This is a genomic window from Serratia sp. (in: enterobacteria) (assembly GCF_051654945.1).
In the GTDB taxonomy this organism is placed as follows: Bacteria; Pseudomonadota; Gammaproteobacteria; order Enterobacterales; family Enterobacteriaceae; genus Chania.
Genome location: NZ_JBOFZA010000072.1, coordinates 481,373 through 506,438, shown reverse-complemented (window position 1 = coordinate 506,438; position 25,066 = coordinate 481,373). Strand labels below are relative to the sequence as shown.

Below are 25,066 nucleotides of genomic sequence, written 5' to 3'. Positions count from 1 at the left end.
TTTAGCTACTATTTCTCAACGCGCATCTCCTCATCCAACAGTTGCGCCTGCTCTACCGCCCTGACGATTGAGGTATAGCCGGTGCAGCGGCATAAATTCCCGGCCAGGCCGCGGCGGATCTCCTGTTCGGTGAGGCGGTGACCGCGAAAGCGTTCCACCATAGAGGTGCTGCTCATCACTAACCCTGGAGTACAGAAGCCACACTGCACCGCTCCGACGTTAACATAAGCCTGCTGCACGGCAGACAGTTTGCCCTGTTTCACCTCACCTTCGGTGGTGCGGAGGGTTTTGCCATCGGCCCAGACTGCCAGATATATGCAGGTATCAGTAGCCACTCCGTCGATCAGCACGGTACAGGCACCGCATTCCCCCACGCTACACCCTTGTTTGACACTGTTAAGCCCTTGCTGGCGCAGTAGCTCCATCAGCGATAGGCGGGGATCGACTTCAAACTGATATGGGCGGCCATTGATAGTGCAATTAATCAACATGATCACTCTCCTCCTGCGCGTTGGGCCGCTTGGGCCAGCACACGCTCTGCCAGCGTACGGATGATTTGCATGCGGAACTCTTTGCTGGCGCGCCAGGATGAGCGCGGCAGTACATCACGAACTACCGCCTCCTTTACGGCGGCGAGCGTTTGGGCATTGAACGGCTGACCCAAGGCTGCGGCCTCGGCATTTGGGGCGCGGATCGGCGTTGGGGCCGCCACGCCAAAGGCAATTTTCACCGCGCTAAAGCGGCCGTCTTCGATTTTGCAGGCCGCAGCGCAGCCGATGGTGGCGATATCCATCGCTCCGCGCATGGCGTATTTATAATAACTGGCACCAAAGTTCTGATAGTGCTGTGGCCTGAACAGCAATGCCACGGCAACTTCGTTTTGCCCCAAAGCGACTTTGCCCGGGCCGGTGTGGAACCCCTGGATTGGCGTACGACGCAACCCTGCGGGAGTTGCGATTTCCAGCTCGGCTTCCATCACCACGCAGGGTGAAGCGGAATCTGCGCTGGTGGCACCGTTGCAGATATTCCCGCCCAGCGTGGCCATGTTGCGCACCTGTGGCCCGGCGATGGTGGCAGCGGCTTCTGCCAGGATCGGGATATGACATTGCACCAACGGCGAATCGATAATCTGGCTAAAAGTGGTGCCGCTGCCGATGCACAGCGTGCCATCCGGCAGCAGGTCGATACCGTTCAATTCACTCAGGCCGTGAATATCCACCAGATGACGGTACTTGCCGTTCATATGATGCAGTTGGATCAGCACGTCGGTGCCGCCAGCAATCAGCCGCGCCTGAGGATCGGCGGCCAACTGCCGCACGGCATCGTCTATGCTGGTCGCCCGATAATAGTGTGCAATATCGTACATAGGTTTCTCCAGTTACTCGATCAGGCCCGCCTGCGCGAAATAGCGGTACAGCGTTTTTGGCGTCAACGGTAGTTCATCTATTTTCACGCCGGTTGCCATCCAGATGGCGTTACGTATCGCTGGCGCGGGAGAGATCAGCGGCGGTTCACCCAGCGCTTTGTGCCCATAGGCAGACTGTGGCTCATAGGTTGCGACAAACGCACACTCCAACTCTGGCAGGTCGAGAATGGTGGGGAACTTGTAATCCAGCAGGTTGTTGTTGCGCACGATGCCGCTATGCTCGTCGATGATCATCTCTTCAAACAACGTCCAGCCGATACCCATGCCCATCCCGCCATGCACCTGGCCCTCGGCCAGCAGTGGGTTAAGGATCTGGCCAGAGTCGTGCAGGTTGAGGATCTTGTTGATGGTGACCTTACAGAGTTCGATATCGACGGTGAGATCCACAAAGGTGCAACCAAAGGCCGGCGGGTTGCTGCGGGTTTTGCAGGAAACCTCGGCCATGATCTGCCCGCCGACCTCCTGATCGTAATGGGCACTCATGGAGACCTCTTGTACCGAGAACAACACCTTTTCCGGCATCTCCTTCAACACCACCTCGCCGTTAATGACATCAAGCGCCCATTCGGGTTGGCTGCTCATATAGGCCGCATGGGTGAGGATTTTTCCCCGCAGTTCCTCGGCAGCCTGACGGATGGCGGGGGCAGCGACATAGCTTTGCCGCGAGGCGAAGGCACCAGGATCGTAGGCGGTAATATCAGTATCCTGGGTGGAGATAACGTAGACGCAAGAGAAGGGCACGCCGATGGTTTGTGCCGCCATTTGCGCAAAGACGGTATCCGATCCCTGACCAATTTCCGTCGCGCCGATTTGCAGGTGGACGGTGCCATCCTGGTTCAGCAACAGTCGGGCGCTGGCGATCTCGACCCCGACCGGATAGGTATTGGAGGCATAACTCAGGCAAGCCACGCCAACGCCACGGCGGATGGGGCCACTCTGGTTCAGGCAGGCGGCACGGCGGGCATCCCAGTCAAACAGCTCCCGGCCTTTGAGCAGGCAGTCGATAATACCGGCACTCTTGATTTCTTTATGATTGAGCGGGTTGATATCCCCCAGGCGAGCGACGTTTTTAAGCCGCAGCTCCAGAGGATCCATCCCCAACTGAGCGGCGGCCTCGTCAATCATGCACTCCAGAGCAAAGGTCACCTGTGGCGCTCCATAGCCGCGCATGGCCCCGGCATTCGGCAGATTGGAGTAGAAAGTGGTGGCCTGGTAGCCGAAGGCAATACGCGGGTATAAATAGGCGATTTTATTGGCCCCGGCGGAGGCAATGGAATGACCGTGAGAAGCATAGCCCCCGGTATTTGAGAGCACATCCAGGCTGTAGGCTTGCAGGATACCGTCGCGGTTAATCCCCATCTTACCCTTGATGGCGAACGAGTGGCGGGTGCGGGACGCCAAAAAGCACTCCTCGCGACTCAGTTCTACCTTGACCGGCACGCCACCCAGTTTCCAGGTCAGGAACGCGGCCATCGGTTCTTCCAGGACGTCCTGCTTATTGCCGAACCCACCGCCGATATAGGGTTTAATCACCCGGACAGATGACCACGGGCGATCCAGCGCCTGACCCACCACGCGGCGTACCAGATGGGGGATTTGAGTGCTGGAGACAATCACAATTCGCTCCATTTCATCCATATAGGCGTAGGAAATCACGCCTTCCAGATGGCAATGTTGAACTACCTGTGTGCGGTAACTGCCTTCGATCACCACCTCTGACGCAGCCAGTGCCGCTTCGGGATCGCCACCGCTGAGTTGGTGCCGCTTCAGCAGGTTGCTTTTGCCCCCGTGCAATAAAGGCGCATCGGCCGCCAGCGCCGTTTGTGCAGTGGTCATCACCGGCAGTTCCTGATAGTCCACCTCGACCAGCATGGCGGCTTTTTCCGCGGTTAACGCATCATTGGCCACCACGATCGCCACCCCATCACCGTGATGCCGTACGTGCTGGGTCAGCAGTTGTTTATCGGCCACGTCACGCTTGTTGGCATCCAGCGACCAGGCATGGCCCGCCGTTGGAAAGCCGTGTTGCGGTACATCCTGATAGGTGAATACGGCCTCTACCCCGGGTAGTTGCAGAGCTTTGCTGGTGTCGATACGCGTAACCAGTCCATGGGCGATCGGGCTGCGGACATATTTGGCATGTCGCATACCGGGCATGCTCATATCGTCGGTATATCTGGCCCGGCCGGTGACTTTGGCTTGTGCATCGACGCGTTCGGGCGACGTTCCTACAGGCATCTTGGTCTCCTCGCTGAGAGAAAAAGTCGCGATAGGTCACTGCAGCAACTTGCAGGCCATAATGAGTCGATTAATCAGACGGATGTGGGTTTTGTGAGTTGAATCTGCTTTATTACGCCAGCGTGACATTTTTTGCTGATCAAACAGGGGCGGGGCGCTTCAATGTTGACATGGCAAAGACCAGGCACAACGATAATTTATCATATCGATAAGGATTAGATTATCAGGTTGATACTAGCTGGCTCAAAACCCGATCGCTCTTAAAGAGGGGGCATCAGAATGAGAACAAAAAAATTGCCCATGTATAGGTCAGGGCAATTTTCGTTGCGTGATGGCTGAAGCTAACTTAATGGCAGGGCTACTTTTTCTTGTAGACTTCTGCCGTACCATGAACTTTGTTATCCGTGTTGGCTGAGGTCAACACATAGATATCGCCACCTTTTTCATCCGCTTTTTTGGCCAGTTCCTCTTTTGCATCAGCTTGAGAGGTCTCACCAGAGGTGGAAATACTGCCGACATTAACATATTGATCTTTCACCTTTTCGAAATCTACTTTTGCCATCAATTCTGCGGCGACGGTACTGAAGGCGAGGGTGCTTGCGAAAAGAGCCAGTATCAATTTCTTCATAGCTTGTTTCCTTGTGGCCAGTTGAGTGCATGATATTCAAGTAAAAGCGCATTCATGCGAGGGATTAATCGTGGTTATGCTCAGGTTAAAACAACTGCTAAAGGTAGTCTTCAGGTGAGAGGCTTCGATTGCAAAGTCCCTGATGCCAAGTATAGACGAATAAATGATGAGGGCCCCAAACCGCTCTTGACGTGAGTACAACGTGATACGCGGCTGCAGCGGCCTCCTACACGGTTGGTGGCAAGATTGTGGGGTGCGCATAACAACCGGTGCGAAAACTAGCCTGTTACCGAAAAAATTATTACTTTAGTTTAAATGAATAAATAACAGGTCTACATAATATCCCCTGGGAGACTTTAATTTATTTTAAAGATAAAATGCTTTATCCAGAAGTGAATAATGAAGTTAAAAGTCTGGTAAATCATATGGATGTGTTGCGGTTAAACTATTTTATATTGATAAAGCTTAATGGATTCGATAATGAATTATGTATTGCATGTTTAATTTTGCTGGGTTAATAATGTTTTTCGATGAGGTTGTTTTATATTACTTAACTAAGGAGCTATTTATGATAGAACTCGATAAATCTGTGCTTAGTCAAATTTCTGGCGGTCGCGGGAATAATGGCGGTGACCGGAGCGATAACGGAGGCCGCAATAACAATAAGGGCAGGGGGCCGTCCACTAACTATGGCGGGCAGGCCAATGGCTTTGTCGGCAACTCATCTCCCGGTATGGATGCTGCTTGTGCTTCTGGGATTGCATCTGGTGCATTCGGGGGGGCTTTAGGCGGTTCCCGTGGTGGCATTGGCGGAGCCGCGCTCGGGGCGCTTGGCGGGGCAGTTGCCGGGATGGGGAGTTGCGTCAATACGGGTAATGGTGGCGGCGGTGGGCAGGGGAGTAATAGCAACTGCGGTAGTGGTAACGCGGGTGGTAGTTGCAGCCGGTAATGATGCTCTGTGCAAAAGTCAGTACCGCTATGCTTCATTTCTCGTCACTCAATGGAAGGGTTATACAATGAAGATTCAATCAAAAATTTTATTTGTCATATGGGTTTTGGCTTATATGTCTTTCATTGTTAATCCTCTTTATAAACACATTGGGGTAATAGCCTATTCTGTTATAGAGTACCCACCGTGTTTTGCTGTGGCAATTCTAGTTATTATCATACCGTTAGGCTTCCTCGGCTTGACCGATCTGATTTACAATACAGTGCGTAAGGTAGTGACCAGAATATCGAAAGCAAAATGATAGCCAGACTAATCAAGGAAAAATATTGGCCCCATAACTGTTAATCAGTTTGGGGCCAATCGTGTCGTTGTTTTGATGATTAAATCCCAGTCACACTGCACCTTGTGTGGTATGCAATTGCGGGAGCGGCTCGCAACCGTCACCCACTTCTACCGTCAGCACCAACTCTCCGCGCCGCAGTTGAATACGCAAGCCACCGTTATCCCGGCTGACATACATATCGGTTATCGGTTGCCGATCGTCAAAATCCCAGACGCCAATAAACTCCGCCCGTGGTTGATAGCTACGCAGTGTCAGATAACTTAAATCCGTCACCGCCGGATTGGCTGGCGCATAGCCTTGCCACAGCATCGCCTCGCCATGCAGCCACAGAGCCTGCCCTTTACGGGAGGTGGCAAAGTGGCGCGGCTGGCAGTTGTTAAGCTGAGATACCAGGGCATCATGTATGATCGTCAGAGGCCCTTGTTGGCTGAAGTGGGCTGGTTCACCTTCCGCGTCCAGCGCTTTGCCTTGCAGATGCAGCGTCCAATCCAGCTGCTGCTGATGCGGGTTGTCGATATGGCTGATATCGATCAATGCCCCCGGTAGCCACAGCAAGCGGCGGCGGAAACGGATATCACGATAGGCCTGGCTATCCCATTCCACCCGGGTATGGCTATCCAGCGGCGGTGGGCTTAGCTGCCAATCAACCTCGACATCCAGCCAGCAGAAATCCTCATCCTGGTGATAACGTTTCACCTGCGGGATCGCGGGCGGTTGATTCGCCTGATTGACCGTCAGCGTGTTATGGGTGGCGCTGTTTTTGTAGTAGGCGTAGTGCATCCGTGCACCATAGCCGGTGGTGCCGAGATCGGGCAGGATCTCTTTACCCTGGTCGAACAAAATCAGATTCAGGCGATCGTAATGGTCATGTTCACCGCCGTAGGGCGTATGTTTCACCAACAGCGCACGTCGTTGCTCTGGTTCGCGCCAAATGGTGATGCCGCAATCTGGTGCGTGCAGATGCTGCTGAGGGATCACATTCAACGTCTGAGTAGGCAACTCTGCCCCGTAGAGCAGTGCATCAATATTGGCGCGCGGCGAATCACGGTAGATGGCTTGCAGCGCAGCGGCATACTCTTCTTGCTGATAACAGGACCAGGCAAACTCGTAAACATCGCTGTGATCGAGCCGTTCCTGACCATAAATGCAGTCATTAATGCGTGGGAAACTGCCGTCCGGCATTAGCAGTTGCAGTGGGAAACTGAGCATCTTGCGGTAATAAGGCGCGGCAAGCAGGCTCCAACGGCTGCCCTGCGCCAGCTTTTCAAACGCCAGAAACCCTTGCAGCGCATAAAAGTGGTAATGAATCGAGCCCTCGAACCATAGCCCCTCGTCGAACAAGCCGTGCTCTAACTGATAGCGCAATCCATAGGGCTGATTGACGGCAAACTCCAGCAGCGCATCGTCTTGCAAAATAAACCCCAGCACGCCGATGGCGCTGCTGATCTTCACCTCGTGGTTATGCAACTGTGGTGTACGGTGCGCCATTAGGAATTCTGCACCGCAACGCAGTAAACGTTGTTCAATAGCGTCACGCTGTTCCTGCGTTAACGCCTCGCAGATAAAGTCATAGCCCAGGGTAAAGTCGAGCAGGCAGTTGGCTTCGCACAGGGTTTGGGCATTCATCTTGCCTGGCCCGTTGTAAGGGATACCGCCATGCTCCTGATAATCTGGATAGTATTGCGCGTAACGCAGTAAAATATCGCGCACCTTGTCCAGATAACGCTGTTCACCGGTGAGCTGCCATAGCAGCCCCAGTTGGCGGCAAGCCTTGGCGTTCAGGCCGTTCATCTCCCGCCACCAGGCACCATCATAAGGCTCGCCGCTAAAGCGCCGCCCGTCTACCGGGCAGCAATGTACTTTGGGTGAGTCGTGCTGCCAGACCAACCGCACGCCATGTTCCGGGCAGAAGTAATACAGATTCCAGGTGGCGATGGCGGTTGCTGGCACCTGCAACGGGGTATTGAGCACGACGGCGTTGTCCGCCAGCAGATGTTCCAGCACCAAAGGTTGTCTGGCCGCACGATCTCGCAACGCACTAAGTTGTTGCGTGGTGAACTGCTTCATTAGCTGCAAATCCTTCTTCCCGGAGCTTAAGGTTTTAATGGGGCAATCAGCGTGGTGATATCGTCGGGGTAGCTGGCCATCAGCCATTGCGCTTTTTCACGGAACAGGGGATCTTCCGGCCAGGCGCGGGCGGCGCTGACGATATTGACCAAGGCTTTTTTGTCAGCCATGTTGTCGATATCTTTCCACGGCCACGGCGTGTCGCTATTTACAAAACCGGCAACGTAGCTGTAGCCCTTGCGCAGGCTGTGATCGTCCAGGCTGAAGTTCCACACGTCGACGCCCGCCACTTCCCCCAGACGCCCCAGCTGGTTATAGGCTTCAAGGTTGAAGTTGCTGTAATGCCACGGGCGGGTGCGTTCCAGCTCGGCCATCTGGCGGCCTTGATTATCAAACTGGTTGGCAATGCGCCGCAGTTGAGTGATTTGCAGCCGTTGCTTGGCGGCAGCGGTTTGGCCGCTGAACAGGGCAAAAGAGGCGGCCTGCAGGTCAAAGTAGGTGCCGTGGTTGTTATGCCAGTTATCTTCCTCAAAGCCGTTCTGGCTGGTGGTCATCCAGTGGTAGAAATCACCGTACCACTGTTTGAGCTGTTGATATTCTTGCTCGCTGAGGACGTCGGCCGGGCGTAGCAGTTCGATGGCGTCGATCACGTCCACCAATGCGCGGCTGTCAATCAGGCCGATACCACGGCCATCATTAATCCCAGGGATAGCCTGCGCATATTGCAGGTTCGGGTTCATGCGGGTTTGCGGGTTGATAAACCAGTTCAGCAGTTGATCGCGAGCCTTCTGCGCATAGGCCGGATTTTGGCTGAAGTACCAGGCTAACGCCAGATTGGAGACGTCGTTGCTCATGCCGATCAGACGTTTTTTGTCGGTGGCATCGCTGTTGGCGTCCGGATTGGTTTCCCCGTCCTTGCGGATATAGGGCAGGCCGTCCTTTTTCGTTGAGTCTGGCCACCAATAAGGTGGGAAACTGTAATAGTCGTGCTTGTCGCCGCTGGCGGCGGTCAGGCTTTTGTCCATGACGGAGTACAGCGGTTGCTTGAGGGCGCGATCGGCGGAGGAGATCAGCTTGTTATAGGCACCGACAAACGCCGGGGTTTTCGCCGCCAGCTGTTGTTGGCTGTATTTTAAGTCATCCAGCTTGACGATCTGTGGGTGCGCCTCGGCAGCAAAGCTTCCGCCTGCATGGAATAATGCCGCTATGGTCAATGCCAGCAAGGGTAAACGGGGTAATAAAGCCATTTTTATCGGCAGCATGATTTTCTCCGTCTCTCAGAGGATAGTATTATTAATTGTAGGTGATTAATATTTCACGGCGGGATGGCCGGGAAAAATGCTTATGCTTTAAAAACGTTATTTTCTCTTTTTATGTGAAAATTGAAATAATGTTTCAAGGTGCTGGTGACGCAGTGTAAGAGAAGAGTGATAATTTTTTGTGATATACATCAAATTTAACCTTTGAGAAGAGAATTGACGTCAAAAGTCTGTGTTCGATCACGAAAAACCGGCTTTATCAAATAATTTTTATTTTACATCTAATAAGTTTAGTTTTTTAACCTGATGTTTTTAAAGAATTAATATTATTTGTGTGTTTTTTGCTCACTTGTCGGTGTGACCCACAGCAAAGTTTTTAATTTTGAAACACGATTTCTATTTTATGGCGTTGTATTTAAAAACGGCATTCGATTTAATGGCTGGGCATTCATTTAAAAAATATCTCCACCCTGGTTCACTCCATTTTCGTGATTATCAAACCTCTTAAAAAAGGATGTGAATAAAATGTCCGTTAGCAAAATTAAATCATTATTGCTGTTATCTGTGCTTGGCCTGGCAGCGACATCGGCTTATGCAGCAGAAACGCTTAATATTTGGATCCGTGCCAGTAACGATTCAAAAAACATTTATGCCAAAGAGGCCGAAACCTTCGAGAAGAAAACCGGCATCAAAATTGAGTATTTCAACGCCACCACCGATTTCGAACAACGCCTGGCCCGTGCAGCGGCGGGGAATGCCTTGCCGGATTTGATCTTCAACGATGCGGTCGCCATTGGGCAGTTTATCCAGCTCGGCATCGTTGAAGAGATTGAGCCGAAGAGCATTGCCGGGCATGACAATCTTTACCCCATCGCCTGGGAAAGTACCCGCTATACCGATGGCAAATATTACGGTGTGCCAACCTCGGCTCAGACCTTCGCCCTGTTTGTGCGTAAAGACTGGCGTGAAAAACTGGGGCTGCCTGAACCTAAAACCTGGCAGGACGTGGCTGCGCTGGCCAAAGCCTTCACCACGCAAGATCCGGACGGCAACGGCAAACACGATACCTACGGTTTTCTGCTGCCAGCGTCCACCACCCGTGGCTATGCCAGCTGGTTTATGAGCGCATTCCTCTGGCAGGCCGGTGGTGACTTTATCCGCGAATCGGCGCCGGGCAAATTTAAAGCCTCGCTCGATGAACCTGCAGCGGCAGAAACCCTGCAATTTATGCGCAACATGCTGTGCGAAAAAGTGGTGCAGCCCGGTGCCATTAATGCCACTACCGCCGATGTGATCCCCTCATTCCGTTCCGGCCAGACCGGTATGTTCTTTACCGGGCCTTACCATATCGCGCTGTTTGACAAAGATCCGGGCAAGGATAATTTCGAAGTGGTCGCCCTACAGGGGCCGAAGAGTGGGACCACGCTGGCGGAAGGGACCTCGGTGTTCCTGATGAAGAGCAGCCAGAAGAAAGAGGCCGCCCGGCAGTTCATCGAATTTATGATTTCGAAGGAAGGGCAAGAGATCGGTATGGGCAAAGGCAGCAAGAATATGCCGGTGGTGCGTCTGCCGGTGAACCAGCAGGTCGATATCCAGTCCGTTTACGACGATCCGCGCTGGGCCACCTTCGCCAAGCTGTATACCGAACAGGGCCGCTATGTGCCGCAGGTACCGAACTGGACGCCAATCCGCCAGATCACCGCCGATGGCTTTAACCGCATCCTGGCGGACTGCAATAGCGATATCGCCGCCGAGTTGAAGGCCAGCAATGGCAAGGTCAACGCCGAGCTGGCCAAACAGCAGGTGCTGGCCGAATAACTCTCTTGGGCGCCGCGACGTGCGGCGTCTTGTTACTCCTTCAGAGCGATGATAACGATGTTAACTTCCCGCCAGAAACGGAACCTGGTGCCGTGGATCTTCCTGGCCCCGGCCTTGGTCATTTTTACCTGGTTTAAATTCATCCCGATGCTGCAAGGCCTGGTGATGAGTTTCTACAAGGTGAACTTCAATCAAAAGAACGAGTGGGTCGGGTTTGCCAACTTCTCCCGCGCCTTTGCGGATGCCGAACTGCATGCGGCGGTGTTCAACACTTTCCTGTATGTCATCGTCACCATGGTGGTGGCGGCGGTACTGGCTTTCTTCCTGGCAATGCTGCTTGAAGGCCCGGCACGCCACCTGCGCTTTATTCGTACCGCCATCTTCCTGCCGGCGGTCACCAGTGCAGCGATCGTCGCCGAAATGTGGCGCATCCTGTTCAACCCGACGCCCAACGGCGTGATGAACCAGGTATTGAGCTGGTTTGGCGTGGCGGATCAAGGCTTCCTGGCGAGTTCCGATCAGGCGCTGTGGGTGATCATGCTGCTGCATATCTGGAAGGCGATCCCTTACAACATGGTGATCTTCATTGCCGGGCTGGCTGGCATCAGCCGCGATCTGTATGACGCCTCCAATGTTGACGGTGCCAACTGGTGGAATCGCCTGCGCTACGTGACCTTGCCCGGCATGATCCCGGCGCTTTCCGTGGTGTTGATGCTCTCATTTATCCGTGGTTTCCGCGTGTTTGCCGAAGTGTATGCCACTACCGGCGGTGGGCCTTCCAACTCCACCGAAATGATCATGACGCACATCTACAAACTCGGTTTCGAGCAGTTTGACTACGGCTATGCCTCGGCGGTGTCGTTCCTGTTATTCGCCTTCACCGTGCTGTTGACCATTTGTCATCTCACGCTGAAAAAACGCATTGCACGTTATTAAGGAGCCGCTCATGTCAGGTAAACGTTGGGATACCTTTGGCCGCTGGATGATTTATGCCTTGCTGCTGGTGGTATTTGTCGGCCCGTTCTGGGGCATTGTAGCCACCGCGTTCAGTGGCGCACCGGTCAAACCGGGGGAGCTGCTGGCGTGGCCGAACCAGTTCTCGCTGGAAAACTTCATCTTCGCCTGGAACGACATTGGCGTTTGGCAATACCTGCTGAACTCGATGGTGGTGGTGTTCTTCGGCACCGTTTTGCAAGTGTCAGTCAGCGCGTTGGCGGCTTATGCACTGGCACGCAAGAAGTTCGTTGGCGTGTCGCTGGTCAGCCTGGTGATCCTCTCCACCATGATGCTACCGGAAGAGGTGATCGCCATCCCGCTGTATATGATCATCAACTGGAAGCTGCCGCTAATCGACGCCTCGCTCTACAACACCTATCTCGGCATGATCATGCCGGTAGTGGGCTGGGCATTCTCCATCTTTGTGCTCAGCGAGTTTATGGCCGCCATTCCCAAAGAGTTGGAAGAGGCGGCGCGTATCGACGGGGCCAACGAATGGCAGATTTTCTTCCACGTCATTTTACCGCTGGTGAAACCGGCGCTGGGCACGGTGGTGACCTTCGGCTTCATCATGATCTGGGACCAGTATCTGTTGCCGCTGATCGTCATTAACCGCGACAGCCTGAACACCATCCCGGTGATCCTCGGCACGCTGCGTACCGATGAAAGCATCACCCCGAACATCTTTATTGCCATCACCTTACTGGCGATGCTACCTAGCATCATCGTTTATCTCGGCCTGCAAAAACATTTCAACCGCGGGATTATGTCCGGCGCGGTCAAAGGATAAGGAGCGACCTATGGGTTCCGTGGTACTGAATAATGTCTGTAAATCTTATGGTGATGTGCACGTCATCAAAGATGTCTCTCTGACTATTCCGGAAGGCGAGTTTTGCGTGTTGGTTGGCCCCAGCGGCTGCGGCAAATCGACGCTGCTACGGATGATTGCCGGGCTGGAGGAAATCACCGGCGGTAAGGTCGCGATTAACGAAAAAGACGTCACCGACGTAGAGCCCAAGCTGCGGGATATCGCGATGGTGTTCCAGAGCTATGCGCTCTATCCGCAAATGTCGGTGCGGGAAAACATGGGCTTTGCGCTGAAAATGGCCAAGCTGCCGAAAGCGGAGATTAAGCGCAAGGTGGAAGATGCGGCGGATCTGCTGGGGTTAGGCGTGCTGCTGGATCGGCTGCCGAAAGATCTCTCCGGCGGTCAGCGCCAGCGGGTGGCGATGGGGCGGGCGATAGTGCGTAACCCACAGGTGTTCCTGTTCGACGAGCCGCTCTCTAACCTGGATGCCAAACTGCGTACCCAGGTACGTGGTGAGATCCGCGAGTTACACCGCCGCCTGAAAACCACCTCGGTCTACGTTACCCACGATCAGATTGAAGCCATGACCATGGGGCAGATGATTGTGGTGCTGCGGGATGGGCGTATTGAACAGGTTGGCACGCCGTTGGAGCTGTACGATCGCCCGGCCAACCTGTTTGTGGCTGGTTTTATCGGCTCACCGGAAATCAACCAGTTAAAGGGCGAAATTGTGATCGTGGGCGATGAAACCCTGCTGCGTCTGGCGGATGATTCGCAGCTGCGTCTGCCTGTGGGGTTGCAGGTGCAGGCGGGGCAGAAAGTGGTGTATGCCATTCGCCCGGAACAGGTCAACGTGGTGGGCGAAAACGAGCGGCATGGGGCACTGCAAGCCACTATTACCGCCATCGAAAATACCGGTTCCGATATGCAGCTGTTCTGTAATACCGGCGGTGGGGCGTTCACCTCGGTATTCAAACAGCGCCTTGATGTGCAGGAAGGGGAAACGGTCTGGCTACAGCCGAAGCTGGCTGGGATCCACATTTTTGATGCTGCAAGCGGGCTGCGCGTGCCTTATCGTGACGCATAACGGGAGGGAAGGATGAAGCTGTATACCCTGGATATTGCCTGCCTGGAGAGTGCTCAACGTCGGCTGCAGCAGCCTTTTTCGCCGCTACAGCCTGCGCTGAGCCAACTGGTAAGCGATGCCGACAAACTGCGCAGGCAACCGCTGGAGACGGTAGTCAATAAAAAGCTGCGCCCGGTCAGCGGCGATCCTCATGACTATTACAGCCTGGGCACCTACTGGTGGCCAAACCCACGGCGGCCCAACGGGTTGCCCTATATCCGGCGTGACGGGCATACCAATCCACAGTGTCAGAACAACGATACCGACACCACGCGGATTATCCGTATGTGTGAGCGTTGCCTGACGTTGGGACTGGCCTGGTTCTTCACCGGTCAGCGCAATTATGCGCTGGCCGCCGCCGAGCAGATCCGCTGCTGGTTCCTCAATGGTGAAACCCTGATGAACCCGCACCTGAACTACGGCCAGGCGATACCGGGGATTGTTTCCGGGCGGGGTACTGGCCTTATCGACACGCGGTTGATGTGGATGGTGATCGATACCATTGGCCTGATCAGCCCGGCGGGCGTGTTGGATACCGACGACATTATCGGGCTGCATCAGTGGTTCCGGGATTTCAACCACTGGATGTATCACAGCGAGGTCGGCCATTCCGAGTACGTGTGGCACAACAACCACGGCACCTGGTATGACGCGCAGCGCACGGTGAACGCGCTGTTTTATGGTGATAAGGGGCTGGTGGCGCGGATTATCCAGCAGGGTATCACCCAGCGGATGGCGGCGCAGATCGATCAGGACGGCAAACAGACCATGGAGCTGGAACGGCCGGTGCCGTTCCACTATTCACTATTCAATCTGGAGGCCCACCTGTTGCTTAACCGCTATGCCGAGCACGTGGAATTTGACCGCTGGAACGAGGTGCGGGACGGCAGGAGCGTCAAGCTGGGGATCGACTATCTGGTGCCGTTTATCGCCGATCCTGAACTATGGCCGTATAGCGATTTGCAGGGCATTGTCTGGGATAGTGCGCTGCGGTTGTTGTTGCAATCGATTCGCGGTTATCCGCAGGATGCACCGCGCTATAAAGCGGTGCTAGAGAATTTGCCGGAAGAGACGCTCGGTATGCGTGACCGGTTGATGTGGTGTTGTTAGGGAGGGCTTTTCGTTTGGCGTTGCTTGTTCCCCTCACCCCAACCCTCTCCCAAAGGGCGAGGGAGCTGGTACGATGCGGTGTGTAGGCACAGAGATAGATCTGTCAGAGGGGGAATGCTGTAAGCAAATTGTGGCACGTTCGGTCCCCTCTCCTTTTGGGAGAGGGCTAGGGTGAGGGGCGTTCACCGATCCTGACCGCCCCAAAACTCCCTACAGCTTCACTATCTGCACCAGATTGGTATGTTGCGGATTGCCCTTGGCCAACGGGGAAGGGCGGTGGTTGGTCAGAATATTCACGCTGCCGCCGTGATCGACCTTGTCGCCAAACATATCCGCCGCCAGCCAGGCACCTTGGCCCATCGCCGTGACGCCCGGCATAATGCGCGGTGTGACTTTCGCCTGAAGCTGCGTTTCACCCCTGCCGTTAAATACCTTCACCCGATCGCCGTTCATGATGCCGCGCGCCTGGGCATCCAGCGTGTTGATCCACACCTCCTGCGGGCAAGCCTGCTGTAACACATCAATATTGCCATAGCTGGAGTGGGTTCTGGCCTTGTAGTGGTAGCCAAACAGTTGCAGCGGGTATTGGCTGCTCAGCGGATCTTCCCAACCCTCGAATCCTGCGGCATACACCGGCAAGGGGTGGATCACATCTTCTTTAGCCAACTCCCAGGTAGCCGCGATCTCTGCCAGTCGTTCGGAGTAAATTTCAATCTTACCCGATGGTGTTTTTAGCGGGTTAGCTTGTGGATCTTCGCGGAACTCCTTGAAGGCCACCACGTGCTCTTCCGGGCATTTGCGCTTATAAATGCCGGCGCTTTTCATCTCTTGATAGCTTGGCATTTCCGGGTTGCGTTCCCGGGTTTTCTCACACAGGTATTCGATCCACTGCTGCTGGTTGCGGCCTTCGGTGAACGTCGCTTCGGCCTGTGGTCCAACCCGTTTGGCGACTTCGGAAAGGATCTCGTAAATCGGGCGGCGTTCGAACTTGCGGGTGGTGGCGGGCTGGCCCAGGATCACGTAGCCCATGTTGCCTGCGGACTCATGGGAGATCAGGTCTTCCTGTTCGGTTGGCATCAGGTCGGGCAGTAAAATGTCGCAGTATTTGGCCGACGAAGTCATAAAGTGTTCGATGCCGACGATCATTTCACACTTGGTATCGTCCTGGAGGATCTGGTGGGTACGGCTGATATCGCCATGCTGGTTGATCAGGGTGTTACTGGCGTAGCACCAGATAAACTTGATCGGCACGTCCAGCTTGTCCTTGCCACGGATGCCGTCACGCTTGGCGGTCATTTCCGGGCCGCGCATGATGGCGTCGGTCCAGGTAAACACCGAAATCTTGGTCTGTACCGGGTTGGTCAGCATGTCGAACCATTCCACGCCCAGATCGAAACTGCCTTCACGGCAGCCGGTGTTGCCACCATTGATGCCGACGTTGCCGGTCAGGATCGGTAACATGGCGATGGCTCTGGCCGTTTGTTCACCGTTAGCGTGACGTTGTGGTCCCCAGCCCTGGCAGATATAGGCCGGTTTGGTCATGCCGATTTCGCGGGCCAGCTGGATAATGGTGTTGACCGGGATGCCGGTGATGCGTGCCGCCCATGCCGGCGTTTTGGCGATACCATCGTCACCCTGGCCGAGGATGTAGGCTTTGTAATGGCCGTTTCTCGGTGCGCTGCTGGGCAGGGTTTTTTCATCGTAACCCACGCAGTATTTATCCAGGAACGGTTGGTCTACCAGGTTTTCGCTGATCAACACGTGGGCGATGCCAGCGACTAAAGCCGCATCGGTGCCTGGGCGGATCGGCACCCACTGATCCTCACGGCCACCGGCGGTATCGGTATAGCGCGGATCGATGACAATCATTCGGGCGTTGGAGATGGCCCGAGCCTGTTCCAGATAATAGGTGACGCCGCCACCGCTCATGCGGGTTTCCGCCGGGTTATTGCCGAAAAGTACCACCAGCTTGCTGTTGGCAATATCATCCGGGCTGTTTCCCTGCTGCGCTCCGTATAAATAGGGCATGGCGGCGGTGATCTGGGCGGTGCTGTAGCTACCGTAGCGGCTGAGGAAGCCGCCACAGGAGTTCATCAGGCGGTAAGGGACGTTGGAGTTGGTGATATTGCCGCCGTCGACTCCGGTGCCGTACAGCACGTGCACCGCTTCATTACCGTATTCCGCCAGGGTGTGCTTCAGTTGACCGCTGATGGTGTCCAGCGCCTCTTCCCAACTGATACGTTTGAATTTGCCTTCGCCACGTTTGCCGACGCGTTTCATCGGGTATTTCAGGCGGTCCGGGTGGTTCATGCGGCGACGGATAGAGCGGCCACGCAGGCAGGCCCGCACCTGATGGTTGCCATATTGGTCACTGCCGGTATTGTCGGTTTCTACCCAGTAGACTTCGTCATCCCGCACGTGCAGTCGCAGCGCACAGCGGCTACCGCAGTTAACGGTGCAGGAACTCCAGACCACTTTGTCTTCCGGCTGCTGAGTATTTGGCAACGGCTCGGTGGCGGCGGCGGTTTTACGGAAAGGCAAAACCAGCCCGGAGGTGGCAGCCAGTAAACAGCCAGTGGCCGAGCCGGTTTTGATTAGCTTACGGCGGCTGAATGGGTGATCAAGCAGGTTCGGATTGTTGTTATCGTTCATGGTAGTGCTCCCTGTGCTGACCTATTTCGCTTAGGGGCTACTCGATGCCATTTGGCAGTCGATAACACCAGATGCGAGCCAGTGACAAATGATGCATTAATAGTGCTAACCGGTAGCAAATTATGCTGTCTGCCATAATTAATGTGGCATTGATAATAGTTATCCTGTTTTTAGCCAGGAGTGTTTTATTCAACTAACGGCCTGGTTATTTTATTACCTATTAATGAGTATACCCGTGTGGGACGCAACTGAAGCTTGCTTGAGGTCAAGTTTTTGCTTTGAGCAACACAATAAAGCGGGGCGTTCGGCACTAAACCGCAGTTTGTAGCATATTTGGTTGGTAAAATGATGGGATGCTGGTGAGTTAAATCCAGTCTCGGTACAATATTGTTATGTTTTGATGCAACATACGCCCCCATTGCGCGAGTGGCAGGCGTATTAGTAAAGTGATTAGTTGTTTATTTCCGGGGGTGTTGTGCTGTCAAAATCCCGTCAGCCAGCTAAGGTGTAGTCAATACGTGGTCAAAGATCGGCACCCGGGTAACCACGTAATCAATAGCGGCCCCAACCGATGACGCTGCAATAAAATTATAAACTAAAACGGTATATTACGTGTTGTACTGCCTCGTCCTTTCCTATAATCATCGCTGTGCTGTTGGCCGTTGGACGACGCTCAGGCGACAAGCCCCTACGCTGGGTTGGGGCAGCAGGCTAATCATTAATGGTTACAAAATCACGAGGAATAACACTTTATTCAACTTGCTGTTTACCTCGATTTTTGTTGGTTCGGGAATAGATCTTGAATATGAGCGAACATGTTTGTCTCTTTCGCGAGTGTAATTTGTTTAAGGTCAAGGTTTGTCACTTGCCCTGATAAAAACTCACCTTTCGGCTGTCGGGTTGATGGATAATGGGAGGCGTGGTAATAGGTCATTTTTTACCGATTTGGTTTTCTCATTAACATGCAGATCGACTCAACGCGATCGTTAGGGAACGGTAAGTATGCTGATTCTTTTCCGCGAAGGAATGATTAATATATATTAATCATTAATAGCTTGATGGGCCGTTTTATATTTAAAAGATAATGAGAGTTATTGTTATTTAAATGCCTGCGCGAATAAAGCTAGTGAGGATAATATGCAAGAAAAATATTTTTTGCTGAAGCGATTTTTCTCATGTTACACAAATATTAATCGCTACCTTACCAAAGGTTGATAAAGATCAACTCCGAGCAGCCTTAAAATAACAAAATATTAACCACCCGCACGCTGTGTTTACGGGCTTGTATGTCGGTCATCAACAGGGGATAGATAATAATGATAAGGGAAAATCAAACATTTTTCCGGGATGGCGTAAACCGCCGCGATTTTATGAAGCTATGTGCGGCACTGGCCGCCACGATGGGGCTGAGCACCAAAGCCGCCGCCGAAATAGCCCACTCGGTAGGCTCGCCACAGCGGCCACCGGTTATCTGGATCGGTGCTCAGGAATGTACCGGTTGCACGGAGTCCTTATTAAGAGCCACTCACCCCACGATCGAGAACCTGTTGCTGGATGTGGTTTCCATGGAATACCACGAAGTCCTCTCTGCCGCGTTCGGTGAACAGGCTGAAGAGAACAAGCACCGTGCCATTGAGCAGTACAAGGGCAAATACGTGCTGGTGGTCGACGGCTCCATTCCGATGAAGGATGGCGGTGTTTACTGCATGGTGGCCGGTAAACCGATCGTTGAGCATATCCGTAATGCGGCAGAACACGCCGCGGCGGTGATCGCCATCGGCTCTTGCGCCGCCTGGGGCGGTGTTGCCGCCAGCGGCCCAAATCCTACCGGCGCGGTCAGTCTGCAAGAGATTTTACCCGGCAAAACCGTGATCAATATCCCCGGCTGCCCGCCCAACCCGCACAACTTCCTGGCGACGGTGGCTCACATCATCACCTATCAACGGCCACCGAAGCTGGATGCCAAAAACCGACCTGACTTTGCCTATGCCCGCCTGATCCACGAGAACTGCGAGCGTCGCCCGCATTTTGACGCCGGGCGTTTTGCCAAACAGTTCGGCGATGACGGCCATCGGCAGGGTTGGTGCCTGTATCACCTTGGCTGCAAAGGGCCGGAAACCTACGGCAACTGCTCAACGCTGGAGTTTTGCGACGTGGGCGGTGGCATCTGGCCGGTCGGGATCGGCCACCCTTGCTACGGCTGTAACGAGCAGGGCATTGGTTTTACCAAGGGGATCGCCCAGTTGGCCAGCGTAGAAAATCCCACCCCGCGCAACGCCAAACCCGAGGTACTTAGCGCCGAAGGCGGGCACGTCAGCCCAACGGCGATGGGATTGCTTGGCGGCGTGGTCGGCCTGGTCGCCGGTGTCAGCCTGATGGCGGTGAAAGAGCTGGGGCGGCAGCAGAAAACGCAGCGTAAAGATGACGAGCAGCCGCCAAGCAAGGAGTAAGCCGTGAATCGACGTAACTTTATCAAACTGACTTGCGGCGGCGCGATGCTGGCAGGGGTTGCTCCTGCGGCGCAGGCCGGGGCGGAGAACAAACCGCCAATCCCCAACTCGCTGGGCATGCTGTATGACTCGACGCTGTGCGTGGGGTGTCAGGCCTGCGTCAGCCAGTGTCAGCGTATCAACCATACTGATGAGCCGCATGGGGAAACCTATGCCTATGCGGGCACCGAGGCGACCTGGTCGAACAACGACAAGCTCAGCCCCTACACCAACAACATTATTCAGGTGTGGACCAGCGGAGACGGCAAGCACAAAGACCAGGTGGACAACGGCTACGCCTATATCAAAAAGCAGTGCATGCACTGTGTCGATCCCAACTGCGTTTCCGTCTGCCCGGTGCAGGCGCTGCATAAAGATGCCAAAACCGGCATCGTGCATTACAACCCGGACGTCTGTACCGGCTGTCGCTACTGCATGGTGGGGTGCCCGTTCAACGTACCGAAATACGACTACGACAACCCGTTCGGCAAGATCCACAAATGCGAACTCTGCAATCAGAAAGGGGTTGCCCGGCTGGATCAAGGCGGGTTGCCTGGCTGTGTCGAAGTCTGCCCAACCGGAGCGGTGATCTTTGGCACTCGCGAGCAGTTGATGGCCGAAGCCAAGCAGCGTCTGGCCAGTAAACCCGGCGAAAATTACCGTTATCCACGCCAAACCCTGCAAGGAAATGACCCTTACGAACATCCGGTGCCGCATTACCAACCACACCTGTATGGCGAGCATGAGGGCGGTGGCACGCAGGTGCTGGTGCTGACCGGCGTGCCTTTCGAAAATCTCGGCTTGCCAGCGCTGGAGGAACTGTCCACCGGTGCGCGTTCCGAACATATCCAGCACACGCTGTATAAAGGCATGGTGTTGCCGTTTGCCGCACTGGCCGGGATCACCTTCCTGGTGCAGCGCAACCAGCGTAACGAGCGTCAGGACAAGAAGGAAGATGAACATGACGACGCATAAAACGCAGCCACTCGGCGGGCGGCTGGTGAGCTGGCCGGTCATGATGCTGGCCCCTTTTGTGGTGCTGTGCCTGTTGCTGATCCTCAAACGCCTGGTGTTGGGGTTAGGCGATGTTTCCGATCTGAACGGCGGTTACCCCTGGGGTATCTGGATCGCTTTCGATCTGCTGGTAGGCACCGGTTTGGCCTGCGGCGGCTGGGCGTTAGCCTGGGCGGTGTATGTGTTCAACCGGGGTGAATATCACCCGCTGGTGCGGCCTGCACTGTTAGCCAGCCTGTTCGGCTATTCTCTGGGCGGGCTGTCGATCACCATCGACGTCGGCCGTTACTGGAACCTGCCTTACTTCTATATTCCCGGCCATTTCAACACCTCGTCGGTGCTGTTTGAAACCGCAGTCTGTATGACGATCTACGTGGGCATCGTGGCGCTGGAGTTTGCCCCAGCGCTGCTGGAGCGGCTGGGCTGGAAGGTGTCGCTCAAACGCCTCAACAAGGTGATGTTCCTGGTGATCGCGCTGGGTGCATTGCTGCCAACCATGCATCAGTCTTCCATGGGGTCGCTGATGATTGCGGCGGGGATCAAAATCCACCCGCTGTGGCAAAGCTACGAAATGCTACCGCTGTTCTCCTTGTTGACCGCGGGCATTCTGGGCTTCTCGATAGTGATATTTGAAGGCTCGCTGGTGCAGGCTGGGCTGCGGGGTAAAGGGCCGGAGGAAACGCCGCTGTTTGCCCGCATGACCTACATCATCGATGGATTCTTACTGCTGTTTATCGTGCTGCGCTTTGGGGAACTGATCTGGCGCGGCAAGACGGACTATCTGTGGCATCTCGATCGCTTTGCCATCTCGTTCTGGGTGGAAACGCTGTTGATGTTGGTGCCGCTGGTGATGTTCCGCTGGAAACGTAACCGCCGCAACTCACGCCTGCTGTTTCTCGGTGCGCTGAGCATGGTGTGCGGGGCGTCGTTCTGGCGGCTGAATTACGCGTTGCTGGCCTACGACCCAGGCAACGGCTACCACTATTTCCCGACGGCCAGCGAACTGCTGATTTCCATCGGCTTTGTGGCAATTGAAGTTTGTGCGTACATCCTGTTGATCCGGTTGTTACCGGTGCTGCCTGCGCATCAACACAAGAATGAAAACAACCAGTTAGAGGTAGAGCATGAGCCAACGCATCACCATTGATCCCGTCACCCGTATTGAGGGTCACCTGCGCATCGACTGTGAAATCGAAGACGGCAAGGTGGTTAAAGCCTGGTCTTCCGGCACCATGTGGCGCGGTATGGAAGAGATCCTGCAAGGTAATGACCCGCGTGATGCGTGGATGATCGTCCAGCGGATCTGCGGCGTGTGCACCACCATTCACGCGCTGGCTTCGGTGCGGACGGTGGAAAATGCGTTGGGGATGGAAATACCGGTCAATGCCCAGTATATCCGCAACATTATTGCCGCCGCCCACAGCATTCACGACCATATCGTACATTTTTATCAGCTCTCGGCGCTGGACTGGGTGGACGTCACCTCGGCCTTAAAAGCGGATCCGCAAAAGGCTGCCGATTTGCTGAGCGGCCTGTCCAGTTGGCCGTTGAATAGCGCTGCCGAGTTCACCCGGGTACAGCAGAAGATCAAGGATTTGGTCGCCAGCGGCCAACTGGGTATCTTCGCCAATGGCTACTGGGGACATCCGGCAATGGCGTTACCGCCGGAGATTAACCTGATCGCGGTTGCCCACTACCTCCAAGCGCTGGAGTGCCAGCGTGATGCCAACCGGGTAGTAGCGATCCTGGGCGGTAAAACGCCGCATATTCAGAACCTGGCGGTAGGCGGGGTGGCTAACCCAATCAACCTCGATGCGCCTAGCGTATTGAACCTCGAGCGGTTGATGTATCTGAAAACCTTTATCGATCGCCTGGGCGACTTTATCGAGCAGGTGTATCTGGTGGACAGCGCGGTGATTGCGGCGCATTACCCAGAGTGGCTAACGATCGGTAAAGGTGCGGACTGCTATCTCTGCGTGCCGGAGTTGCCGATTGACCGTAAGGGTGACCAGTTCCTGATGCCGGGGGGCTACCTGGAAAACGGCAAGTTCCGACCGATCGCTAACCAGCGTGATGAATATCTGATCAAGGGCATTCAGGAGAGCGGCAAACACGCCTGGTACCAGGACGATGAACCGCTGGCCCCGTGGGAAGGGCTAACACGGCCTAAATACACCGGCTGGCAGGAAGATGGCAAATACTCCTGGGTGAAGGCACCCACCTTTTACGGCAAGGCGGTAGAGATGGGGCCGTTGGCCTGGCTGATGTGTACCCTGCAAGCCGAGCACCCGCCAACCCAGAAATATTTTGCCAAGGTTAACAGCAGCTATCAGGCGCTGACCGGCAAAGCGTTGACTGCCGAACAACTGCCTTCCACCCTGGGCCGCATTGTCGGGCGCACGGTGCATGCCTGCGTGTTGCATGAAACCCTGGGTCAACAGTGGCAGGCGTTGGTGACCAACATCGGCAACGGCGACCATGAAACCTTTATCCAACCGAATATCCCGTTGACCGGCGAGATCCGTGGCGTGGGCTTTATCGAAGCCCCGCGCGGTGCGTTGTCGCACTGGGTAGTGATCAAGGACGGCAAGATTGCCAATTATCAGGCGGTAGTGCCTTCAACCTGGAACGCCGGGCCACGCAACTTTAACGATGAACCCGGCCCCTACGAGCGTTCGCTGGTTGGCACGCCGGTGGCCGATCCGAGCAAGCCGCTGGAGGTGGTGCGAACCATCCACTCGTTCGACCCGTGCATGTCCTGTGCGGTACATATTGTGGATACCACTGGCAATGAAGTGACCAGGGTCAAGGTGCTGTAATGCGAATTTTGGTATTAGGCATAGGTAATCTGTTGTTGGGCGATGAGGCGGTGGGTGTGCGCATCGTCGAAGCCCTCGAACAGCGCTATCGCTTACCGGCCCATGTCGAGGTGCTGGATGGTGGCACGTCGGGGATGGAACTGATGGAAATCATGGCCGATCGCGATCACCTGATTGTTACGGATGCGGTGTTGACCGGTGCTGCACCGGGCAGCGTCGCCGTGCTGTACGACGAAGAGATCCCGGCGCTGTTCACCCGAAAGGTGTCGCCCCATCAACTGGGGCTTTCCGATGTGCTGATGGCGCTGCGGCTGACGGATGAGTTTCCCCGTCGGCTTACCCTGGTGGGCGTGGTGCCAGAGTCGCTGGAGCCCGGCATTGGCCTGACGGCGGTGGTCAGCCAGGCGATTGAGCCTGCGTTGGCCCAGGTGTTACTGGCGCTGCAAGAAAGCGGCGTGGTAGCGGAGCGAAAAGAGGTGGCCAATGCAGACTGTGACTAACGGCTTTTCGCTCAATCCCAGCGCATTGTTGGAAACCGCGTTTCAGGCGGTCGCCGACGGCGGGATGCAGGATTTGCCGTTTTCTCAGCCGCACATTCCGGTGCGCGCCTGCGGTTTTCAGCTGTTTGAACAGCAGTGGGTCGGAACTTTGCTCACGCCGTGGATGCTCAGCCTGCTGGTACTGCCCGGCCCTGAACAGCAATGGGAACCTCGCGCGGTGGGGGACAAGCTGGCGTTGAGCCTGCCTTGTGGCAGCGTACGGTTTATCGTCGGTGAGGTTGAGGGCTGCGGGCAATACCTGGCTTGTTCACTGATGTCACCGCTGGACCGACATCTGGGGGCCGAACAGGCGCTGGCGTTGGCACAACAGAGCGCGCGGATGGCCCTTTCGCTACCGGTGGTGGATGGCAACATCCCGAGTAATCCGGGGCGTAGGGCGCTATTTCGTCTTTCTCAGGGAACGACGTAGATGCATGAAATCAGCCTGTGCCTGAGCGCGATGGAATTGATTGAGCAGCAGGCCCGGCAGCACGGTGCCAAACGGGTGACGGCGGTGTGGCTGGAAATTGGCGCGCTCTCCTGTATCGAAGAGCATGCTCTGCGTTTCAGCTTCGCCTCGGCAGCCCACCATACGTTGGCAGAAGGCTGCCAATTGGAAATCGAATACCTACCGGCCCGCGCCTGGTGCTGGAGTTGCAGCATGAGCGTGCAGATTGAAAAACATGATGAAGGTTGCCCACAGTGCGGCGGCCACCAACTGCGTGTCGAGAGCGGTGACAGCCTGCGGCTCAAGCAATTGGAAGTGGAATAATTTTGAGGAGTGA

Annotated in this window: 20 protein-coding genes; 13 read left to right on the top strand and 7 right to left on the bottom strand. The window is 55.0% G+C overall.

The window, feature by feature from the left end; genetic code table 11:
- Positions 1-8: 8 nt before the first annotated feature.
- The 4 genes from xdhC to yahO form a co-directional block, all read right to left on the bottom strand.
- Positions 9-491, bottom strand: a complete 483-nt coding sequence (gene xdhC, locus ACRDCA_RS12965) for a xanthine dehydrogenase iron sulfur-binding subunit XdhC (RefSeq protein ID WP_438689877.1) — start codon at positions 489-491, stop codon at positions 9-11.
- Positions 492-493: 2 nt separating this feature from the next.
- The gene (gene xdhB, locus ACRDCA_RS12960; RefSeq protein WP_438689876.1) at positions 494-1,366 is read right to left on the bottom strand and encodes a xanthine dehydrogenase FAD-binding subunit XdhB; all 873 of its coding nucleotides are present in this window, start codon (positions 1,364-1,366) and stop codon (positions 494-496) included.
- A gap of 12 nt (positions 1,367-1,378) precedes the next feature.
- The gene (gene xdhA, locus ACRDCA_RS12955; protein WP_438689875.1) at positions 1,379-3,664 is read right to left on the bottom strand and encodes a xanthine dehydrogenase molybdenum-binding subunit XdhA; all 2,286 of its coding nucleotides are present in this window, start codon (positions 3,662-3,664) and stop codon (positions 1,379-1,381) included.
- 358 nt (positions 3,665-4,022) lie between these two features.
- Entirely contained in the window at positions 4,023-4,292 is a 270-nt protein-coding gene (yahO, locus tag ACRDCA_RS12950) for a DUF1471 family periplasmic protein YahO (RefSeq protein ID WP_438689874.1), read from the bottom strand.
- A 568-nt stretch (positions 4,293-4,860) separates the two neighbouring features.
- Between yahO and ACRDCA_RS12945 the strand changes: the two genes are divergently transcribed.
- Positions 4,861-5,241 (top strand): hypothetical protein, encoded by a 381-nt coding sequence (locus ACRDCA_RS12945; protein ID WP_438689873.1) that lies wholly within the window; start codon positions 4,861-4,863, stop codon positions 5,239-5,241.
- A 391-nt stretch (positions 5,242-5,632) separates the two neighbouring features.
- On the opposite strand, the gene ACRDCA_RS12940 is transcribed toward ACRDCA_RS12945, so the two are convergent.
- Positions 5,633-7,651, bottom strand: coding sequence for a heparinase II/III domain-containing protein (locus ACRDCA_RS12940; RefSeq protein WP_438689872.1), 2,019 nt, complete (start codon positions 7,649-7,651; stop codon positions 5,633-5,635).
- Between the two features lie 26 nt (positions 7,652-7,677).
- Entirely contained in the window at positions 7,678-8,898 is a 1,221-nt protein-coding gene (locus ACRDCA_RS12935; protein WP_438690150.1) for an alginate lyase family protein, read from the bottom strand.
- 537 nt (positions 8,899-9,435) lie between these two features.
- Here ACRDCA_RS12935 and ACRDCA_RS12930 point away from each other — a divergent pair.
- From ACRDCA_RS12930 to ACRDCA_RS12910, 5 genes are read left to right on the top strand one after another with little or no spacing between them, the layout of a single operon-like run.
- Complete coding sequence (locus ACRDCA_RS12930; RefSeq protein ID WP_438689871.1) at positions 9,436-10,728, top strand: ABC transporter substrate-binding protein; 1,293 nt, start codon at positions 9,436-9,438, stop codon at positions 10,726-10,728.
- A 48-nt stretch (positions 10,729-10,776) separates the two neighbouring features.
- Positions 10,777-11,664, top strand: a complete 888-nt coding sequence (locus tag ACRDCA_RS12925; RefSeq protein WP_438689870.1) for a carbohydrate ABC transporter permease — start codon at positions 10,777-10,779, stop codon at positions 11,662-11,664.
- Positions 11,665-11,674: 10 nt separating this feature from the next.
- Entirely contained in the window at positions 11,675-12,514 is an 840-nt protein-coding gene (locus tag ACRDCA_RS12920; RefSeq protein ID WP_438689869.1) for a carbohydrate ABC transporter permease, read from the top strand.
- A 10-nt stretch (positions 12,515-12,524) separates the two neighbouring features.
- Entirely contained in the window at positions 12,525-13,619 is a 1,095-nt protein-coding gene (locus ACRDCA_RS12915; protein ID WP_438689868.1) for an ABC transporter ATP-binding protein, read from the top strand.
- Positions 13,620-13,631: 12 nt separating this feature from the next.
- The gene (locus tag ACRDCA_RS12910) at positions 13,632-14,768 is read left to right on the top strand and encodes an alginate lyase family protein (RefSeq protein WP_438689867.1); all 1,137 of its coding nucleotides are present in this window, start codon (positions 13,632-13,634) and stop codon (positions 14,766-14,768) included.
- Positions 14,769-14,978: 210 nt separating this feature from the next.
- Here ACRDCA_RS12910 and ynfF read toward each other — a convergent pair whose 3' ends face one another.
- Entirely contained in the window at positions 14,979-17,420 is a 2,442-nt protein-coding gene (ynfF, locus tag ACRDCA_RS12905) for a selenate/tellurate reductase subunit YnfF (RefSeq protein WP_438689866.1), read from the bottom strand.
- A 1,316-nt stretch (positions 17,421-18,736) separates the two neighbouring features.
- Here ynfF and hybO point away from each other — a divergent pair.
- From hybO to hypA, 7 genes are read left to right on the top strand one after another with little or no spacing between them, the layout of a single operon-like run.
- Positions 18,737-19,870: a hydrogenase 2 small subunit gene (gene hybO / locus ACRDCA_RS12900; protein WP_438689865.1), complete on the top strand. Its 1,134-nt coding sequence runs from the start codon at positions 18,737-18,739 to the stop codon at positions 19,868-19,870.
- Between the two features lie 3 nt (positions 19,871-19,873).
- Positions 19,874-20,884 (top strand): hydrogenase 2 operon protein HybA, encoded by a 1,011-nt coding sequence (gene hybA, locus ACRDCA_RS12895; RefSeq protein ID WP_438689864.1) that lies wholly within the window; start codon positions 19,874-19,876, stop codon positions 20,882-20,884.
- The gene (hybB, locus tag ACRDCA_RS12890) at positions 20,871-22,070 is read left to right on the top strand and encodes a Ni/Fe-hydrogenase cytochrome b subunit (protein ID WP_021804782.1); all 1,200 of its coding nucleotides are present in this window, start codon (positions 20,871-20,873) and stop codon (positions 22,068-22,070) included. The genes hybA and hybB overlap by 14 nt, the downstream gene beginning before the upstream one ends.
- Positions 22,048-23,742 (top strand): hydrogenase 2 large subunit, encoded by a 1,695-nt coding sequence (gene hybC / locus ACRDCA_RS12885; protein ID WP_438689863.1) that lies wholly within the window; start codon positions 22,048-22,050, stop codon positions 23,740-23,742. Before hybB ends, hybC begins: the two co-directional genes overlap by 23 nt.
- On the top strand, positions 23,742-24,242 hold the full coding sequence (locus tag ACRDCA_RS12880; RefSeq protein ID WP_438689862.1) for a HyaD/HybD family hydrogenase maturation endopeptidase: 501 nt from the start codon (positions 23,742-23,744) through the stop codon (positions 24,240-24,242). Before hybC ends, ACRDCA_RS12880 begins: the two co-directional genes overlap by 1 nt.
- Positions 24,226-24,711 carry a hydrogenase-2 assembly chaperone gene (gene hybE / locus ACRDCA_RS12875; RefSeq protein ID WP_438689861.1) on the top strand — a complete coding sequence of 162 codons (486 nt, stop codon included), beginning with the start codon at positions 24,226-24,228 and terminating at the stop codon, positions 24,709-24,711. The genes ACRDCA_RS12880 and hybE overlap by 17 nt, the downstream gene beginning before the upstream one ends.
- Positions 24,712-25,053 (top strand): hydrogenase maturation nickel metallochaperone HypA, encoded by a 342-nt coding sequence (hypA, locus tag ACRDCA_RS12870; RefSeq protein WP_438689860.1) that lies wholly within the window; start codon positions 24,712-24,714, stop codon positions 25,051-25,053. It begins immediately after the preceding gene.
- The last annotated feature ends 13 nt before the right edge of the window (positions 25,054-25,066 follow it).

Excerpts from the sequence above, each read along its gene's own strand:
- xdhC (WP_438689877.1), bottom strand. The coding sequence starts at position 491 with ATGTTGATTAATTGCACTATCAATGGCCGCCCATATCAGTTTGAAGTC.
- xdhB (WP_438689876.1), bottom strand. The coding sequence starts at position 1,366 with ATGTACGATATTGCACACTATTATCGGGCGACCAGCATAGACGATGCC.
- xdhA (WP_438689875.1), bottom strand. The coding sequence starts at position 3,664 with ATGCCTGTAGGAACGTCGCCCGAACGCGTCGATGCACAAGCCAAAGTC.
- yahO (WP_438689874.1), bottom strand. The coding sequence starts at position 4,292 with ATGAAGAAATTGATACTGGCTCTTTTCGCAAGCACCCTCGCCTTCAGT.
- ACRDCA_RS12945 (WP_438689873.1), top strand. The coding sequence starts at position 4,861 with ATGATAGAACTCGATAAATCTGTGCTTAGTCAAATTTCTGGCGGTCGC.
- ACRDCA_RS12940 (WP_438689872.1), bottom strand. The coding sequence starts at position 7,651 with ATGAAGCAGTTCACCACGCAACAACTTAGTGCGTTGCGAGATCGTGCG.
- ACRDCA_RS12935 (WP_438690150.1), bottom strand. The coding sequence starts at position 8,898 with ATGGCTTTATTACCCCGTTTACCCTTGCTGGCATTGACCATAGCGGCA.
- ACRDCA_RS12930 (WP_438689871.1), top strand. The coding sequence starts at position 9,436 with ATGTCCGTTAGCAAAATTAAATCATTATTGCTGTTATCTGTGCTTGGC.
- ACRDCA_RS12925 (WP_438689870.1), top strand. The coding sequence starts at position 10,777 with ATGATAACGATGTTAACTTCCCGCCAGAAACGGAACCTGGTGCCGTGG.
- ACRDCA_RS12920 (WP_438689869.1), top strand. The coding sequence starts at position 11,675 with ATGTCAGGTAAACGTTGGGATACCTTTGGCCGCTGGATGATTTATGCC.
- ACRDCA_RS12915 (WP_438689868.1), top strand. The coding sequence starts at position 12,525 with ATGGGTTCCGTGGTACTGAATAATGTCTGTAAATCTTATGGTGATGTG.
- ACRDCA_RS12910 (WP_438689867.1), top strand. The coding sequence starts at position 13,632 with ATGAAGCTGTATACCCTGGATATTGCCTGCCTGGAGAGTGCTCAACGT.
- ynfF (WP_438689866.1), bottom strand. The coding sequence starts at position 17,420 with ATGAACGATAACAACAATCCGAACCTGCTTGATCACCCATTCAGCCGC.
- hybO (WP_438689865.1), top strand. The coding sequence starts at position 18,737 with ATGATAAGGGAAAATCAAACATTTTTCCGGGATGGCGTAAACCGCCGC.
- hybB (WP_021804782.1), top strand. The coding sequence starts at position 20,871 with ATGACGACGCATAAAACGCAGCCACTCGGCGGGCGGCTGGTGAGCTGG.
- hybC (WP_438689863.1), top strand. The coding sequence starts at position 22,048 with ATGAGCCAACGCATCACCATTGATCCCGTCACCCGTATTGAGGGTCAC.
- ACRDCA_RS12880 (WP_438689862.1), top strand. The coding sequence starts at position 23,742 with ATGCGAATTTTGGTATTAGGCATAGGTAATCTGTTGTTGGGCGATGAG.
- hybE (WP_438689861.1), top strand. The coding sequence starts at position 24,226 with ATGCAGACTGTGACTAACGGCTTTTCGCTCAATCCCAGCGCATTGTTG.
- hypA (WP_438689860.1), top strand. The coding sequence starts at position 24,712 with ATGCATGAAATCAGCCTGTGCCTGAGCGCGATGGAATTGATTGAGCAG.